The organism is Micromonospora solifontis, from assembly GCF_003725545.1.
GTDB lineage: Bacteria > Actinomycetota > Actinomycetes > Mycobacteriales > Micromonosporaceae > Micromonospora > Micromonospora solifontis.
Window position 1 is genome coordinate 1 of the sequence record NZ_RJLN01000015.1, and the last position, 15,578, is coordinate 15,578.

General features: G+C 72.5%; 15 protein-coding genes. 4 read left to right on the forward strand and 11 right to left on the reverse strand.

Going from position 1 to position 15,578, the window contains the following annotated elements; all coding sequences use genetic code 11:
* Positions 1–892 (reverse strand): AfsR/SARP family transcriptional regulator (locus EFE23_RS07555; RefSeq protein WP_148058419.1); only part of this gene is annotated, 892 nt, incomplete at its 3' end.
* Positions 893–1,035: 143 nt separating this feature from the next.
* Between EFE23_RS07555 and EFE23_RS07560 the strand changes: the two genes are divergently transcribed.
* The gene (locus tag EFE23_RS07560; protein WP_148058420.1) at positions 1,036–1,857 is read left to right on the forward strand and encodes a hypothetical protein; all 822 of its coding nucleotides are present in this window, start codon (positions 1,036–1,038) and stop codon (positions 1,855–1,857) included.
* 106 nt (positions 1,858–1,963) lie between these two features.
* Here EFE23_RS07560 and EFE23_RS07565 read toward each other — a convergent pair whose 3' ends face one another.
* The 7 genes from EFE23_RS07565 to EFE23_RS29715 form a co-directional block, all read right to left on the reverse strand.
* Positions 1,964–2,710 carry an SDR family NAD(P)-dependent oxidoreductase gene (locus EFE23_RS07565; RefSeq protein WP_123240187.1) on the reverse strand — a complete coding sequence of 249 codons (747 nt, stop codon included), beginning with the start codon at positions 2,708–2,710 and terminating at the stop codon, positions 1,964–1,966.
* A gap of 112 nt (positions 2,711–2,822) precedes the next feature.
* Positions 2,823–3,938 carry a branched-chain amino acid ABC transporter permease gene (locus EFE23_RS07570; RefSeq protein WP_123240188.1) on the reverse strand — a complete coding sequence of 372 codons (1,116 nt, stop codon included), beginning with the start codon at positions 3,936–3,938 and terminating at the stop codon, positions 2,823–2,825.
* Entirely contained in the window at positions 3,935–4,825 is an 891-nt protein-coding gene (locus EFE23_RS07575) for a branched-chain amino acid ABC transporter permease (protein WP_123240189.1), read from the reverse strand. The genes EFE23_RS07570 and EFE23_RS07575 overlap by 4 nt, the downstream gene beginning before the upstream one ends.
* A complete protein-coding gene (locus EFE23_RS07580; protein WP_123240190.1) occupies positions 4,822–5,613 on the reverse strand; it encodes an ABC transporter ATP-binding protein in 792 nt (263 codons plus the stop codon). The genes EFE23_RS07575 and EFE23_RS07580 overlap by 4 nt, the downstream gene beginning before the upstream one ends.
* Complete coding sequence (locus EFE23_RS07585; RefSeq protein WP_123240191.1) at positions 5,610–6,353, reverse strand: ABC transporter ATP-binding protein; 744 nt, start codon at positions 6,351–6,353, stop codon at positions 5,610–5,612. The genes EFE23_RS07580 and EFE23_RS07585 overlap by 4 nt, the downstream gene beginning before the upstream one ends.
* Before the next feature lie 3 nt (positions 6,354–6,356).
* Positions 6,357–7,559: a substrate-binding domain-containing protein gene (locus EFE23_RS07590; protein ID WP_123240192.1), complete on the reverse strand. Its 1,203-nt coding sequence runs from the start codon at positions 7,557–7,559 to the stop codon at positions 6,357–6,359.
* 333 nt (positions 7,560–7,892) lie between these two features.
* Positions 7,893–8,375: a DivIVA domain-containing protein gene (locus tag EFE23_RS29715; RefSeq protein ID WP_158675840.1), complete on the reverse strand. Its 483-nt coding sequence runs from the start codon at positions 8,373–8,375 to the stop codon at positions 7,893–7,895.
* Between the two features lie 275 nt (positions 8,376–8,650).
* Between EFE23_RS29715 and EFE23_RS07600 the strand changes: the two genes are divergently transcribed.
* The 3 genes from EFE23_RS07600 (at position 8,651) to EFE23_RS07610 (ending at position 11,059) form a co-directional block, all read left to right on the forward strand.
* A complete protein-coding gene (locus EFE23_RS07600; RefSeq protein WP_123240193.1) occupies positions 8,651–8,881 on the forward strand; it encodes a GntR family transcriptional regulator in 231 nt (76 codons plus the stop codon).
* Between the two features lie 185 nt (positions 8,882–9,066).
* Entirely contained in the window at positions 9,067–10,401 is a 1,335-nt protein-coding gene (locus tag EFE23_RS07605; RefSeq protein ID WP_123240194.1) for a TrkH family potassium uptake protein, read from the forward strand.
* Positions 10,391–11,059, forward strand: a complete 669-nt coding sequence (locus tag EFE23_RS07610; RefSeq protein ID WP_123240195.1) for a potassium channel family protein — start codon at positions 10,391–10,393, stop codon at positions 11,057–11,059. Before EFE23_RS07605 ends, EFE23_RS07610 begins: the two co-directional genes overlap by 11 nt.
* A gap of 47 nt (positions 11,060–11,106) precedes the next feature.
* Here EFE23_RS07610 and EFE23_RS07615 read toward each other — a convergent pair whose 3' ends face one another.
* The 3 genes from EFE23_RS07615 to EFE23_RS07625 all read right to left on the reverse strand — a co-directional run bounded on the left by EFE23_RS07615 (position 11,107) and on the right by EFE23_RS07625 (position 15,422).
* Entirely contained in the window at positions 11,107–12,720 is a 1,614-nt protein-coding gene (locus tag EFE23_RS07615; RefSeq protein WP_123240196.1) for a serine/threonine-protein kinase, read from the reverse strand.
* 71 nt (positions 12,721–12,791) lie between these two features.
* Entirely contained in the window at positions 12,792–14,345 is a 1,554-nt protein-coding gene (locus tag EFE23_RS28430; protein ID WP_163599547.1) for a fused MFS/spermidine synthase, read from the reverse strand.
* Between the two features lie 36 nt (positions 14,346–14,381).
* Positions 14,382–15,422 carry a coiled-coil domain-containing protein gene (locus EFE23_RS07625; protein ID WP_123240197.1) on the reverse strand — a complete coding sequence of 347 codons (1,041 nt, stop codon included), beginning with the start codon at positions 15,420–15,422 and terminating at the stop codon, positions 14,382–14,384.
* Positions 15,423–15,578: the final 156 nt, after the last annotated feature.

The following is a 15,578-nucleotide window of genomic DNA, read 5'->3' on the forward strand; positions in this document are numbered from 1 at the left end:
GGGCGGCCGGTGGAGGCGGAGCGGTGGCTGTCGTCGGGGTGGACTCGGCGCGCGGGGCCGGCAGGGCCGGTTGCCGGTCCAACCCTGGCGTGAGCGGGGTGAGGGCCGGATCCGAGCGGAGGATCCGCCCGTGCAACCCCTGGAGCACCTCGCCGGGCTCGATGCCGTACTCCTCGCGGAGCAGCCCCGCGAACTCCCGGTAGGCGGCCAGCGCCTCCGCCTGCCGCCCGCTGCGGTAGAGCGCCAGCATGAGCTGCTGGCGCAGCCGTTCCCGGACCGGAAACTCACGCACCAGGTCGACCAGTTCACCGACCAGCTCGCCGTGCCGGCCGCTGGCCAGCTCCAGCTCGACCCGGGTCTCCAGGGCGACGGCGCGCAGTTCGACCAGCCGGTGCCGGGCGGAGTCGAAGAACGGCCCGGCGAACCCGGTGAACGGCTCGCCCTGCCACAGCTCCAGGGCGGCGGTCAGCTCCGCCAGCGCCTCGGCGGTACGCCCCGCGGCGTGTCCCTGCCGGGCCCGGTGCACCCCGCGCTCGAAGCGGACCGCGTCCACCGCCTCCGGCGGCACCCGCAACAGGTACCCGGCGTCGGTCAGGGCCAGCACCTGCCCCGGCGTACGCGGGGACCGCTCGGGCTCGAGCACCCGGCGCAGCCCGGCGACGTACTTCTGCACCACGTTGGGGCCGTTCGCGGGCGGCTCCTCCGGCCAGACCGCGTCGACGATCTGCCCGGTGGGCACCGGACGGCCGGCGGAGAGCAGCAGCACGGCCAGCACCGCACGCTGCTTGCCGGGACCGAGGTCGAGCGGGCGGTCGGCGTACCAGGCGCGCTGGGGACCGAGGAGCGCGAAGCGCAGCCCCGCGGGGTCCGGCGGCACCTGCGTACCTGACATGCGACTTTCCGCTCCTGACGCCCCCGACGTGGCCGGACGGCAGGGCCCGGCAGCCGGACCGCAGCATATCGGCAGCCGAACCGCCGTGGCCGCCCGCAGCATCGTCATCGGCAGAGGCCACGGAAGCGAGAAAGAGAACAACGATGACACAGGCAACGGGCAGCACCCGGACCGTCCGACGGACGATGGGCACGGTCGCGGCCGTGCTGGCCGCCACCACCCTGCTCGCCGGATGCGGACCGAAGAGCGACCCGGCCGCCGCGCCGGGGACCCGCCCGGCGGCCAGCCCGAGCGCCGACCCGAAGCAGGCGCTCCTCGCCGCGGTCCCGGACGAGCGCGCCGGTGCCTTCCGGTTCACCGGCAAGGACTCGTCGGGCGACATGAGCGGGCGGATCGACCCGGCGGCGAAGGCCATGGAGTTGCACATGGTCGCGCCGCCCGACAAGGACGGCATCACCGCGAAGATGTCGTTCCTGATCATCGAGGACAGGGTCTGGATGAAGGCGAAGTTCAGCGGCCACCCGGGCCTGCCGAAGTTCCCCGACAAGTGGATGGCGCTGGACCCGGCCAAGCTCACCGACGCCGACGCCGTGCCGAGCTACGACGGCGCCGACCAGGGCAACGCCGGCCCGCTCCTCGACGCGGCCACCTCCGTCGAGCAGCAGGGCCCCGGGAAGTACGCCGGGTTCATCGACGTGACCGGCGGGGAGGCAGCCAAGGCGCTGGACGACGGCGAGGCGGCGGCGCTCGGTGAGGCCGGCCGGCACGTGCCCTTCACCGCCCAGGTGGGGCCGGACGGGCACCTCACCTCGCTGGTGCTGTCGATGCCGGCGGCCGGGAAGCGCGGGGCGTACCGCTACGTCGTGAACTACGCCGACTACGGCAGCACGCCGAAGATCACCGTGCCGACCGGGAGCGCCGCGACGAAGGCGCCGTCCCTGGCGTACGAGCTGCTGAACAGCTGACCCACGACCCGCGGGGACGGCGGCGCACGGGGGCCGTCGCCCCCGGGGCGAAAGCGGGGGCCCCTTGTCGACACACGTGTGTCGACAAGGGGCCCCTCCTTACCTCCTAGCGGCCGAGGACGGAGCCGCCGTTGACGCCGAGCACCTGGCCGGTGACGTAGCCGGCGGCGGGGCTGGCCAGGTAGCGGACGGCGGCCGCGATGTCGTCCGGTACGCCGGCCCGACCGACCAGGGTGGCGGCGACCCGCTTGGCGTGCCCGTCGGGCGTCATCCGGTCGCCGAAGAACTCGGTCTCGGCGACGTACCCGGGGCTGATCACGTTGGCCGTGATCCCGTCCGGGCCGAGCTGGGCCGCCAGGTCGTACGCCCAGCCGTGCAGGGCCGCCTTGGCCGCCGAGTACGGTCCGGCGCCGCCCCGTTGGGCGGCGATCGAGCTGATCAGGAGCACCCGGCCGCCCGGCCGGCGCAGGGCGGGCAGCAGCGCCTCGGTGAGCAGGACCGCGGTGAGCACGTTGGCGTCCAGGTTGGCCCGCCACCAGGCCGCCACGTCGGCCAGCGTGTCGGTGACGCCACCGAGGTAGCCGCCGGCGTTGTTGACCACCACGTCGACGGTCCGCTCCCCCACCGCCGAGACGACCCCGGCGAGTTGCGCCGGATCGGTCAGGTCGGCGGTGACGGCGCTGACCGCCGCCGGCCGCCCGCACTCCGCCGAGATCTGCTCCGCGGCGGACAGCAGCACGTCCGCCCGCCGCCCCACGATGAGCACCTCGAACCCGTCCGCGACGAGCCCCCGGGTGACGGCCGCCCCGATCCCGGTCCCGCCCCCGCTCACCACCGCCAGCCGGTCCCCCATGATTCCTCCCATGCCACCGACACTCCGTCGATCATGAGGTTAGCCGGCCTTTCGTCGGCGTGGCGTGCCGCTAACTTCATGATCGACGGAAAGGGGGTGCGGGGGGTGGGGGTCAGGGGCGGCGGGAGAGGGTGGTCAGGAGGGGGTGTAGGCGGGTACGGAGGCTGGCCAGGCCGCCGGGGAAGAAGTACACCGCCAGGATGAAGACCGTGCCGAGGACGAACAAGGGCTGGGACAGGGGGTGGCTGAGGAAGGCGGGGAGGCTGTTGACCGCGTCGCTGCTGCCGAACGCGGTCAGCCGGTGGTCCAGGTACATGTAGAGGATGCCGCCGAGCACCGGGCCCCAGCGGGTGCCGGGACCGCCGAGCACCACCATGACCAGCAGCGACAGGGTCAGCTCGGACGAGGTCACGTGCGGGGACGCGCCAACCAGTAGGGAGTAGACCACCCCGCCGGCGCTCGCCAGCCCGCCGGCGAGGGTGAACGCGACCAGCTTGAACCGGTACGGGTCGAGCCCGAGCACCCCGATCCGCCGCTCGTCGTCGCGCAGCCCGGCCAGCACCCGTCCGGTCGGCGACATGCTGACCCGGTGCACCACGAAGACCACCAGCGCCAGGTACGCCAGCGCCAGCCAGTAGAGATTGACCGTGTTCGCCACCCCCACCAGGGCCGACGGCAGCCCGGAGACGTCCAGCGTCAGCCCTTCCTCGCCGCCGGTGAGCCCGCCGAAGTTCCGGGCCACCAGGATCGCCCCGACCTGCGCGAAGGCCAGGGTCACCATGGCGAAGGCGATCCCGACGGTACGCAGCGCGACCGCGCCGAGCAGCGCGGCGAGGATCGTCCCGCCGACGACGGTGAACAGCGCCGCCTGCCACAGCGGCAGCCCGACCTTGGTGACCAGGATGGCGGTTCCGTACACCCCGACGGCGAAGAACAGCGCGTGCCCGAAGGAGAGCATGCCGGTCCGCCCGAAGAGCAGGTCGTAGCCGGCGGCCAGGCCGCCGAAGACCAGGCAGATGGCGAGTAGCTGCAGGGTGCCCGGCGAGTTCAGCGGCCCCTCGAAGACGCCCGGCAGGTTGACCGTCGAGTACGGCAGAATCACCGCCACCACCAGGGCGAGCAGCGGCAGGTACGGCCGCAGTCCGTGCCAGCGGGCGTGCCCCGGGGTCAGCTCGTCGGGCACCGCCGCGGGCGGCGCCGGTACCTCGGGACTCTTGACCTCGGTCATGCCGTTGCCACCTTTCCGGCCAGCCCCTGCGGACGCAGCAGCAGCACCACGGCGAGCAGCCCGACCACGCAGAGGTCCCCCAGCCCGGTCGTGCCGTAGTAGTTGACGAACTGTTGCAGCAGCCCCACCACGACCGCCGCGTACGCGGACCCGACCACCGAGCCCATCCCGCCGATCACCACCACGATGAACGCGAAGATCAGCAGCGAGCCGCCCTGCCCGGGCGAGACGGTGCCGAAGTAGACCCCGCCGAGCGCGCCGGCCAGCGCGGCGGCGGCGCCGCCGATCGCGAAGACCAGGGTGAACGCCTTGCGCACGTCGATGCCGAGCGCGGTCACCATCTCCCGGTTCTCCACCCCGGCCCGGATGACCAGGCCGTACCGGGTGAACCGGAGGAAGGCGAGCAGCCCGCCGAGCACCAGCACTGCGGCGATGATCAGGAGCAGCAAGGCGTTGGACACCTTGGCGCCAAGGATCGAGGTGACCTCCCGGGTCCAGGCCGGGCGGTCGAACGGCCGGGCGTCCGCACCCCAGGTGGCCTGGAGCAGGGCCACCCCGGCCAGCGAGAGGCCGACGGTGACCAGCACCTGCTCGATGGTGCGGGAGTAGAGCGGCCGGATCAGCACCAGCTCGACCAGCACCGCCACCACCGTTCCGGCCAGCACACCGAAGGCGACCGCCAGCACGAACCCGAACCCGTCGGGGCCGGCGCCGGGCAGGTTGCCCGCCGCCCACCAGGTCGCGTACGCGCCGACGCCGAGGAACAGGCCGTGCGCGAAGTTGAGCACGTCGGCCAGGCCGAAGACCAGGGAGAGGCCGGAGGCGACCAGGAAGTAGAGCGCCGCCAGGCCGAGCCCGGTCAGCGTCAGCAGGATGACCGTGTTCACGCTGCGCCGTCCTTCGCTCGCGACTGCGGGGCTCGCAGACCCGACTCGCTCCTCGCGCTCGCCGGCACCTCGCCGGAGCCGACGCCGAGCAGCGACTTGGTCAGCGCGGTCTCCAGCAGCAGATCCTGGGCGTTCCCGGTCCAGGCGACCCGGCCGGCGGAGAGCACCACCGCGTCCTTCGCCAGCCGGCGCACCACGGCCAGGTTCTGCTCGACCAGCAGCACCGGCACGGATTCAGCCACCCGTTCCAGCACCTCGGCCACCTCGGTCACCACCTTCGGCGCCAACCCCTTGGTCGGCTCGTCGACCAGCAGCAGCCGGTTGTCGTTGAGCAGCACCCGGCCGATCGCGAGCATCTGCTGCTGCCCGCCGGAGAGCGAACCGGCCCGTTGCCGTCCGCGCCGGTCCAGCTCGGGAAAAAGCGCGAAGACCTTGTCGTACGCCGGGGTGGTGCCCCGCCGTTCGGCGAGCCGCAGGTTCTCCGCGACGGTGAGCCCGGCGAAGACGCAGCGGTCCTCCGGCACGTACCCGAGGCCACCGCGGACCAGCCGGTGGGTGGGGCGGGCCAGCAGGCTCTGCGCACCCATCCGGATGGTGCCGCGGACCTCGCCGTTGCGGGGGGTCAGGCCGACGATCGCGCGCAGCGTGGTGGTCTTGCCGACGCCGTTGCGGCCGAGCAGCACGGTGACCCCGGTCGGCGCGACGTCGAACGACACGCCCTGCAGGATGTGCAGCCCGGCGATCCGCACGGACAGGTTCTCCACGCTGAGAATTGGTTCGACGCTCACAGCGACTCCCCCAGGTACGCCTCCTGGACGGTGGCGTTGGCCATCACCGTGTCCGGGGTGTCGCAGGCCAGCAGCGCGCCGTGGTGCATCACGGCGATCCGGTCGGCCAGTTCCAGGATCACGTCCATGTGGTGCTCCACCATGAGCACCGACCGGCCGCTGTCGCCGGTCAGCGACTTGATGACGCTGACCAGCTCGGGCACGTCCTCGGCGCTGACCCCGGCCATCGGCTCGTCGAGCAGCATCACCCGGGGCTCGCCGGCGAGCAGCAGGGCGATCTCCAGCTTCCGCTTCTCGCCGTGGGCGAGGGTGCCGGCCAGGGCCGTACCCCGGTGGTGCAGGCCGACCCGGTCCAGCGCCGCGTCGGCGGCGGCGGCCACCTCCCGGTCGGCCGCCGCCCGCCGCCACAGCTTCATCGAGCCACCCCGGTGCGCCTGTACGGCGAGCCGGACGTTCTCCCGGACGGTCAGCGAGCCGAAGACCGAGGACGCCTGGAAGGTGCGTCCGAGGCCGAGACGGGCCCGCTTGTGCGTGGGGAGTTCGGTGACGTCCTCCCCGTCCAGCAGGACCCGCCCGTCGGTGGGCCGGCGCAGGCCGGTGATCAGGTTGAACAGCGAGGTCTTGCCGGCGCCGTTCGGCCCGATCACGCCGAGGAACTCCCCGGGCGCCAGGTCGAGGTAGACGGAGTCGACGATGGCGACCTCACCGATCCGCCAGGTCAGACCGCGGGTGGCGAGCACGCGTCAGCCCTTCATCTGGGTGACCGGCGGCGCGGTCTCGTCACCGGTCAGGGTCTTCTGCGCGGTGGCGGTGTACGCGGTGCCGCTGCCGGACAGCTTGGCCTGGTACATCGGCTGGAGCAGCGCGTGGTCCTCGGCCCGGATGGTCATCTGGCCCTTGACGCTGTCGAACTGCCAGCCCTCCAGCGCCTTGATCATCTTGTCCACGTCGTCGCCGCCCTCCTGCGCGGCGCGGACGATCATCTGGGCGGCGGCGAAGCCGTCCGGGTGGAACAGGTCGATCACGCCGCCCGGCAGCTTGGCCTTGGCGGCCTTGGCCGCGTCGTTGTCGCTGGCGCCGTCGAAGTAGTGCGCCAGGAAGGAGATCTTGCCGCCGGCGGCGCCGAAGGTCGGCCACGAGGCCCGGAGGTCCAGCCCGGTGACGACCGTGGTGGAGGCCAGGACGCCCTGCTGGTCGAGGGTCTGCCACATGGCCGGGGCGGTGGTGCCGGCCCAGGCGACGAAGAGCAGGTCCGGCTTGGCGGCCTTGATCTGGCTGGCGAACGGGGTGAACTCGGTGGCGCTGGCCGGGGCCCGGATGCCGGTCACGGTCGCGCCGGCACCGCCGATGACGTTCTTGACGGCGGCCTCGTTGGCGTCGCCGAACGCGCCTTCCTGCGCGAACACGACGACCTTCTTGCCCTTGGCGTCGCCGATGAAGGACTTGGCGGTCACCACGTCCTGGTACGACTGCCGGCCCGAGCGGAAGGTGTACTTGTTGACGCCGGTGATGGCGTCCGTGGCGGCCGGGCCGGAGATGAAGAGCACCTTGTTCTGGGCGGCGATCGGGGCGACCTGCAGCGCCACGCCGGAGGAGCTCGACCCACCGATGATCTTGTAGCCCTTGCCGATCAGGTCCTTGGCCGCGGAGACCGCCTTGGCCGGGTCGCCCGCGTCGTCGACCTCGGTGATCTCGATCTTCCGGTTGCCGACCTTGCCGGTGCCCTTGGTGGCGTAGTCGAGGCCGGCCCGCAGCCCCTCGATGTACTCCTTGCCGTAGCTGGCCAGGGGGCCCGACTGGGCGTAAACCAGGCCGACCTTCACCGGCGCGGCGTCGCCGCCGCCGGAGGCGGTGTCCTGCGGGCTGCCACAGGCCGTGGCCGCGAGCGCGGCCGCCATCACCGTGGCGGCGGAAAGGAACACCCGTCGCGTGTGCCGGATCGTCATTGCGACTCCAGGTGGGGACAGGGGGAATGTCAGTTGTCGGCTCACGCTAGAAGTGACGTCACCCACGGGCTATGTGGCTGGAACACACAAGTGAGCGAGGAGGGGTGGCCGGTTGTTACAACCACCAACTGGCGGTGGGCGGATCCCCCGACCCCGGTGGGCGAAGGCACCATCCACGGAGGTACGGCTGTGTCGCGCCCCGCCACCGCATCCGGTACGCGCGGCGGCCCGGCGGATCACTCCGCCGGGCCGCCGTGGTAGGCGTAGAGATCAGATGTGCAGGCGGCTCCGCATATGGGGAGTAATTCCCTCGGATGGTGGACCGGATCTGCGTCAGCGGCGCCGGAGCGGACCACAGGCGCCGTCGTGGTCGGCCGGCAGCGGGCAGCGCCGGCCGCCGTCGAGCACCCGGTCGCACCAGACCCAGTGGCGTACGGACTGCTCGTCCTCCCTCGACACGGTCGTTCCGCCCCGCTCGACGTCCGCCAGGAAGCCGAGCGTGCGGCAGATGGAGCGGGCGAAACCCCGCGCCCCCGGCGTGAAGCGGGACTGCCAGTTCCGCAGCGCCCGCTTGATCCGGACGTTCTCCTCGGCGGTGCGGGCCACCTCGCGGCGGGCCAGCGCCAGGTCGCCGGCCACCCGGTGCAGGAAGGCGTGCACCTCGACCGGATCGAGCCCGCGCCGCACCGTGCGGAAGTTCCGCTCCCGGACCTGGCCGACGGTGAGCGGCCGGCACGACTCCGAGCGGTACCAGCCACCGTTCGGGGGCCGGCCACCGGCGGCCCGCCGCCGGAACAGATCGAGCACCTTACGCACCACACCCTCCTTCAAGACCTGGAAGGCGGCCCGCCCGCGGACAGGGGACGCGGCCGGGCCGCCGGCCCCGGGACCGCAGCCCTCATCGGCGGTACGACCCCGGAGCCCACCCGAGGTCCGACCCCGCGGTTTGCCGAACCAACCGGAGCCGGACATGCTGAGGCTACCCAAAATGTTTGTGTAGGTTGACCCTCTCGATGCGACACGCCAGTTGTTGCAGTTACTGGTGCAGCCCCGGCATGATCGAGGATGCCGAACCAACCGGAGTCCTCATCATGCCCACAGCCGAACCGCCCTACCGCACGATCGCAAACGACCTCACCGCGAAGATCAAGTCTGGCGAGTTGAAGCCCGGCGACAAGCTGCCCTCCACCCGGGAGCTGGCCGAGGCCTACGGCGTCCACATGAACACCGCCTCGCGGGCCCTGTCGCTGCTGCACGACCGCGAGCTGATCACCGGACATCCGGGGCGCGGCACCTACGTGGCCGAGCGTTCCGGGCAGTGAGCTCTCACCGCCTGCAAACCTGATGACGTGAACGACTCAGCGCTTGAGTCGTTCACGCCATCAACTCGAAAGGCAGCGGGAGGCAACCCCGGCGCCGCCCGCCCGGCACCGGCCCTCGGACCGGTCCGGTCGGCAGTTGCCCGGTTCCTGACCTGCCGGTGCGGCTCGGGACGGAAGATGACCTGGTGCGCCGCCTGCTGCGTCATCCCGTCCGGCTGGTGCCGCTCGGGTTCCTGGCGGTGATCCTGCTCGGCACCGGCGTGCTGATGCTGCCCTGGGCCACCAGCCGGGAGGAGTACACCCCGTTCGTCACGGCGCTTTTCACCTCCACCTCAGCCGTCTCGGTCACGGGGTTGTCGGTCACCGACACCCCGAACTACTGGAACGCGTTCGGCCTGACCACGATCACCGTGCTGACCCAGATCGGCGGCCTGGGCATCCTCACCGGCGCGGCGCTGGTGATCCTGGCGGTGTCCCGGCAGCTCGGCCTGCGCAACCGGCTCCTCGTGCAGGCCGAGACCGCCGAGTTCGGCATCGGCGACGTCCGCTGGCTGCTGATCCGGATCGCCGGCACGGTCTTCGTCACCGAGGCGCTGATGACCGTCGTGGTCGCCGGCCGCCTCTGGCTGCGCTACGACTACGGCTTCCGGTCGGCGCTCGGCAACGCCCTCTTCCACTCGATCGAGGCGTTCAACAACGGCGGCTTCACCCTCTACTCGGACAGTCTGGTCGCCTTCGGCGAGGACCCCTGGGTGGCGCTGCCGCTGAGCCTGGGCGCGATCATCGGTGGACTCGGCTTCCCGGCACTCTTCGAGGCCGTCCGCGAGTGGCGACGGCCGGCCGGCTGGACGATCGCCACCAAGCTGACCATCTGGGGCAGCCTGGCGCTGGTCGGCCTCGGCTTCGGTTACCTGTTGCTCGCCGAGTGGACCAACCCGTACACCATCGGCACCTACAGCGCCTGGGGCAAGGTGCTCGCCTCGTTCGCCCAGATCGCGTTGAGCCGGACCGGCGGCTTCGACGTGATCAACATTGCCAGGCTCAGCGAGGAGAGCTACCCGCTGTTCATCGTGCTGATGTTCATCGGCGGCGGCAGTGCCAGCACCGCGGGCGGGATCAAGGTCTCCACGTTCTTCCTCCTCGCCTTCGTGATCTGGGCGGAGGTGCGGGGCGAACCCGACGTCACCGTCGGCGGCCGGCGGATCGCCAACGCCAGCCAGCGGCAGGCGCTGACCGTGGCGCTGCTCAGCGTGGCCCTGGTGGTCGGCGGCGCGGTGGGGCTGATCCTGCTCACCGAGGGCGTACCCAACTTCGCCGCGATCTTCGAGGTCACCTCCGCGTTCAGCACCACCGGGCTCTCCGTCGGCCTCGCCCCGCGACTGCCGGAACCCGGCAAGTACCTGCTGACCGCGCTCATGTACATCGGCCGGGTCGGCCCGCTCACCCTCGGGTCGGCGATCGCGTTGAACACCCGGCGACGCCTGTACCGCTACCCGGAGGAGCAACCCATTGTCGGCTAGGAAGACGGACGAGAACGACATCGTGGTGATCGGCCTGGGCCGGTTCGGCTCCCACCTGGCCGGCTCCCTGGCGCGGCTCGACCATGAGGTGCTGGCCATCGACCGCAGCCCGGAGCGGGTCCAGCGCTGGTCAGCCGAGCTGGACCGGGTGGTCCAGGCGGACGCCACCGAGGAGGGCGCGCTGCGCCAGCTCGGCGTGGCCGAGTTCCAGCGGGCGGTGGTCGCGATCGGCGCCTCCGTCGAGGCGAGCGTGCTCACCGTGCTGGCCCTCACGGAGCTGGGCGTACCGCAGATCTGGGCCCGGGCCACCTCGGAGAAACACGCGAAGATCCTCGCCTCCGTGGGCGCGCACCACGTGATCTTCCCGGAGGCGGAGACCGGCGAGCGGGTCGCGCATCTGATCATCAGCAAGATGCTGGACTTCATCGAGTTCGACGACCAGTTCGCCATCGCCAAGGTGCGCGTACCCGGAACGATGGTGGGGCGGTCGCTGCGCGACATGCCCCCGGCGGAGCGGTGCGGGGTGATGGTGGTCGGCGCGAAGCTCCCCGGCGAGCCGTTCCGCTACGCGACCCCGGACACGGTGCTCCGCCCCGACAGCGTGCTCATCGTTGAGGGCAGCATCACCCAGGTGCAGCGCTTCGCCTCGCTCGGCTGAGCGTCACTTCTTGCCCTTGCCGCCGTGACCACCCCCCTTCGGCTGCTTCACTTTCCTTTTCCCTTGCCGTCGTCCTTGCCCTTCGGGGGCTTCGCCGGCTTGGCCTTCCCGCCGCCGGGGTTGGGGGGCGAGCCGCTCTTCGCGGTGGTGGTCTTCGTCGGCGGTCTGGTGGTCGGACTGGCGGGCGACACGGTCGTCGGGACCGAGCCCGCGACCCCGGCGACCTGCACGCCGCAGGTGCGGTCGCCGACCTTGAACTCCACCGGCAGCGGGTTCACCCCGGTGTAGCTGCCGGTCAGCGACACCTTCTTCGACGCCCCGGGGGCCAACGCCGCGTCCGCGGCGGGCGGCTGGAGCAGCACGGTACGACCCTGCTGGCGCACCGCCGGCTCGGCCTTCGTGACCGTCTGCTTACCCGGGAAGGTGAAGCTCATCGTCCAGTCCCGCAGCTCCCGGCGCCCGGTGTTGGTGAGGGTCAGGTCGGCGGTGAAGTCCTTGCCGGTGTCCCGGCGCAGCACGTAGTCGACGGCGCACGGGGTCGGCTCCGGCAGCGCCATCCGCGCCTCGGTCGGCTCGACCCCTCCGCTGGCCGAGCTCTTCGAGGTCACCCCCCAGATCGAGGCGGTGACCGCGATCAGGCCCACGGCCGCCACCCCGGCCTCCACCCGGCGCCGCCGCGCCGCCGCCTTGCGGGTACGGGTGCGGACGGCCGAGAAGGGCAGTGCGTCGGTCTCCGACGACCAGGGCAGGATGGTGGTGCCCGCGTTCTCCAGCAGCGCCGGGTCGAACTGGCCGAGCGCCGGGGAGACCGGCACGATCGCCGCGATCCCGGCCGCCTCGGCGAGGGTACGCGCCACCTCGGCGGTCGCCGGGCGGTCCTCGGGGCGCTTGGCCAGGCAGTGCCGGACCAGCTCCTCGACCTCGTCGGGCAGCCCGACCACCGGGGGCATCGGGTCCGGCTCGTTGTACATGTGCGCCCGGAGCATCTGGGTGGTGGTGCTGGCCTGCCAGGGCAGCCGGCCGGTGAGCATCCGGTACAGCAGCAGGCCGACCGCGTACACGTCGGTCGCCGGGGAGACCTGGCCGTTGTCCAGCCGCTCCGGCGCCAGGTACGCGGGCGTGCCGAGCAGCGCCCCGTCCGGCCCCTTCTCGCTCTCCCCGACCAGCGCCGAGATGCCGAAGTCGACGACCTTCACCCCGGTGGGCGTGAGCATGACATTGCCCGGGGTGACGTCCCGGTGCACCACGCCCCGGGCGTGCGCGGTGGCCAGCGCCGAGGCCACCTCCGCGCCGATGGTCACCGCCTCCCGCCAGGGCAGCTGCCCGCCACGGCCGAGCCGGGTGCTCAGCGGACCGCCGTCGACCAGCTCCATGACCACGTACGGCACGGTCAGCCCGACCTGCTCGGACTCGCCGTAGTCGTACACGTTGGTGATGTTGGGGTGGCACAGCCGCGCGGCGGCCTGCGCCTCGATCCGGATCCGGTGCCGGAACGCCTTGTCGCTGGCGAGCCGGGAGGCGAGCACCTTGACCGCCACCTGACGTCCGAGCACCTCGTCGTAGCCGCGCCAGACCACCGACATGCCGCCCGCACCGAGCTGCTCGACCAGCCGGTACCGCTCACCCAGCAGCTGCGCGCCGCCCCGTTCCGCTGTACCCATGGTCGGTCCTGTTGCCCGAGGTCGGCCCTCGTACACCTGGTGGGTCGGAATCGGTCAGAAATGTCACCCGTTCAGGCGGTCGCGAGAAGTTGGTCCACCGGGGCGTAGTCGTCGGTCAGCACCAGCGTGTCCCCGACGAACCCGGCCAGCTCGTCGCCGTGCAGCAGCATGGCCGGCTCGGGCAGCAGCGGCAGCTGGGCCTGGATCCGGGCCAGCGGCAGCGGCGTGTCGGCGGCGACGATCAGGAAGTTCGCGCCGTGCTGCCCGGCGATCGCCCCGGGCGGGGCGATGAGCGCGACGTGCCGGAACTCGGCGGCGACGGTGGCCAGCTCGGCCCGGATGAAGCGGTCCGGCGGCAGGTCGATGACGTTCTGCACGTAGATCCCGCCGGGGCGGAGCACCCGGCGGACCTCGGCGGCCATCTCCCGGGTGGCCAGGTGCCAGGGCACCACCAGGTGCCCGAAGGCGTCCCCGACGATCAGGTCCCGGCTGTCGGTCGGTTCCGCGCCGAGCAGGATCCGGGCGTCCCCGACCCGGGCGCGCAGCCGCGGCCCGGTGCGTACGCCCAACTCCCGCCGGTCCAGGTCGACCAGGCCGCCGTCGATCTCGAAGACCAGGTTGTCGCTGCCGGGTCGGGTCGCGGCGACGTAGCGGGGGATGGTGAAGCCACCGCCGCCCAGGTGCAGCGCGTCCAGGGGCCGGCCCGCCGGCGCGGCCAGGTCGGCGACCAGGCCGATCCACTGGGTGTACGCGTACTTCAGGTGGGTCGGGTCGGCCAGGTCGACGTACGAGTGCTGCGCGGAGTTGAGGTAGAGGTAGCGGCCCTGGGTCCACTGCTCGTCCACCTCGACCCGGGCGCAGTGGTACGCCGTCTCCACGTCGCACGGGTTCGGCGCGACGGCGGAGAGCCCCGCCCCGGCCAGGCCCAGCACCGCCAGGGCGGCCCTGGTCCGGCCCCGACCCGGCAGCCCGGCCCTCGCCCGCCGCCGCAGGTACGCCCCGAGCACCAGCCCGGTCACCCCGAGCACGGCGGCCAGCCCGAGCACGATCGCCGTGCTGGGCAGCGCCGCCACCAGCACGAAGCCGGTGACCAGGGTGGCGGTGATGCCGCCGAGCGTGCCGATACCGGAGAGCCGGCCCACCACCTGCCCGGTCCGGCGCAGGTCGGCGAGCTGGAGCTTGACCACCAGCGGGGTCACCCCGGCGAGCAGCGCCGCCGGCAGCAGCACCGCCAGCGCGGTCAGCAGCAGCACCGCGCCCGCCGCGCCGCCGCGCAGCGCCTCACCGGCGTACCGGACGACGGGCAGGGTGACCGCGGTGGCGATGCCCGCCAGCACCAGCGCCGGGGCGAGCAGCGTGCGCGGGTCCCGGCGGTCGGCGAGCCAGCCACCCATCCACGCCCCGTACGCGATGGCGCCCAGCGCCATGCCGATGACCGAGCTGGTCACCTGGAGGGTCACCCCGACGTACGGGCCGACCAGGCGGAGCGAGACGGTCTCCAGGACCAGCACCGCCCCGCTGGAGAGGAAGACCAGGAACGGGGCCAGCCCGTTCGGCAGGGCCCGGGGCGGGGTCGGCGCGGCCGGCGCGGACTCCGCCAGGACGTCGGACGATGTGCTGCTCACCGTCGCGATGTTACGCAGCGTCGCCGGCCACCCGGGTCAGTACATCGAAATATGAACATGGTTTGTGTGGTCGGCGGCCGGGCTGCCGCCGCCGCTGTACGCCCGCCAGCCGGTGTTCGGCATCCAGATCTGCCGGTACCAGATGACGTACATGATGCCCAGCCGGCTGGCGTTGTTCTTGGCCCAGCTCGCCAGGCTGTCCCCGTACGCCTTGTCCCCGCCGGTGGCCGAGACGTCCTCGAAGCCGTTCTTGGCGGCGGCGAAGTCGCAGGCCCGGCCCTTGGGGTGTTCGCCGTCGCCACCGCTGCGGTGGCAGGAGACGTAGCGCTTGTAGCCGGCCGCCTGGGCCTGCTGGAGCATGTGCAGGGTGCGCGGGGTGATGCAGCCGTCGGCCGGCGTCGGGTCGTTCACCGAGCAGGACTCCGACGGCCAGGAGCCGTCCGGGTTGCGCGGTGCCGGCTTCGCCGACGACGAGCCGCCGCTGAACCCGGACCCGGCCCCGGAACTCACCTTGGCCAGGGCGATCTCGGCGTCCCGCTTCTTCTTGGCCAGGATCGCGAGCTGCTTCTGCTGCTCCCGGACCTCGGTGTCGATGGCCAGCTTGGCCTGGGAGGCCTTGACCTTGGCCTCGTTCAAATCGTGCAGCCGCTTGCTGTCCCGCTGCGCCATCACGTCCAGCTCGGCGGCGCGCTTGAGGAAGTCGTTCGGGCCGGAGCTGGCCAGCAGCACCGACACCGGGGTGAGCCGGCCCACCCGGTACGACTGTGCGGCCACCTCGCCGACCTGCCCGGTCAGCTCGACCAGGCGTACCTCGAGCTGCTTGTACTCCACCGCGAGCGCGGCCTGCCGGCGCTTCGAGTTGTCCAGCTTGTTCTTGGCCTCGATGTGCCCCCTGGCCGCCGCGTCGAGGGCGGCCCGCAGCTGCTTGCTACCGCCCTCGTTGGGCGCGCTCGGGCTGGGTGCCGCGGTGGCCGGCCCGGCCGGGGCGAGGCCCGCGCCGAGCAGCAGAGCCGTCGCGCTGAGCAGCGCGAGCAACGGCCGGCGGACCCGCCGCCGGATGAGCCTGGTCCTGGGCACGAAAGCGTCCTTCCGTCGACCGCCGGCCCCCGGTCGACACTCGGCGCGGCGGCGGCTCCACCGGCGCCGGACGGCGGCCTGCTGGCGGAGACCGCCGGTCACGATACCGGACCACGCGCGCCGCGCCAGGCCCCCGACCTGCGAGGGTGGCCGATG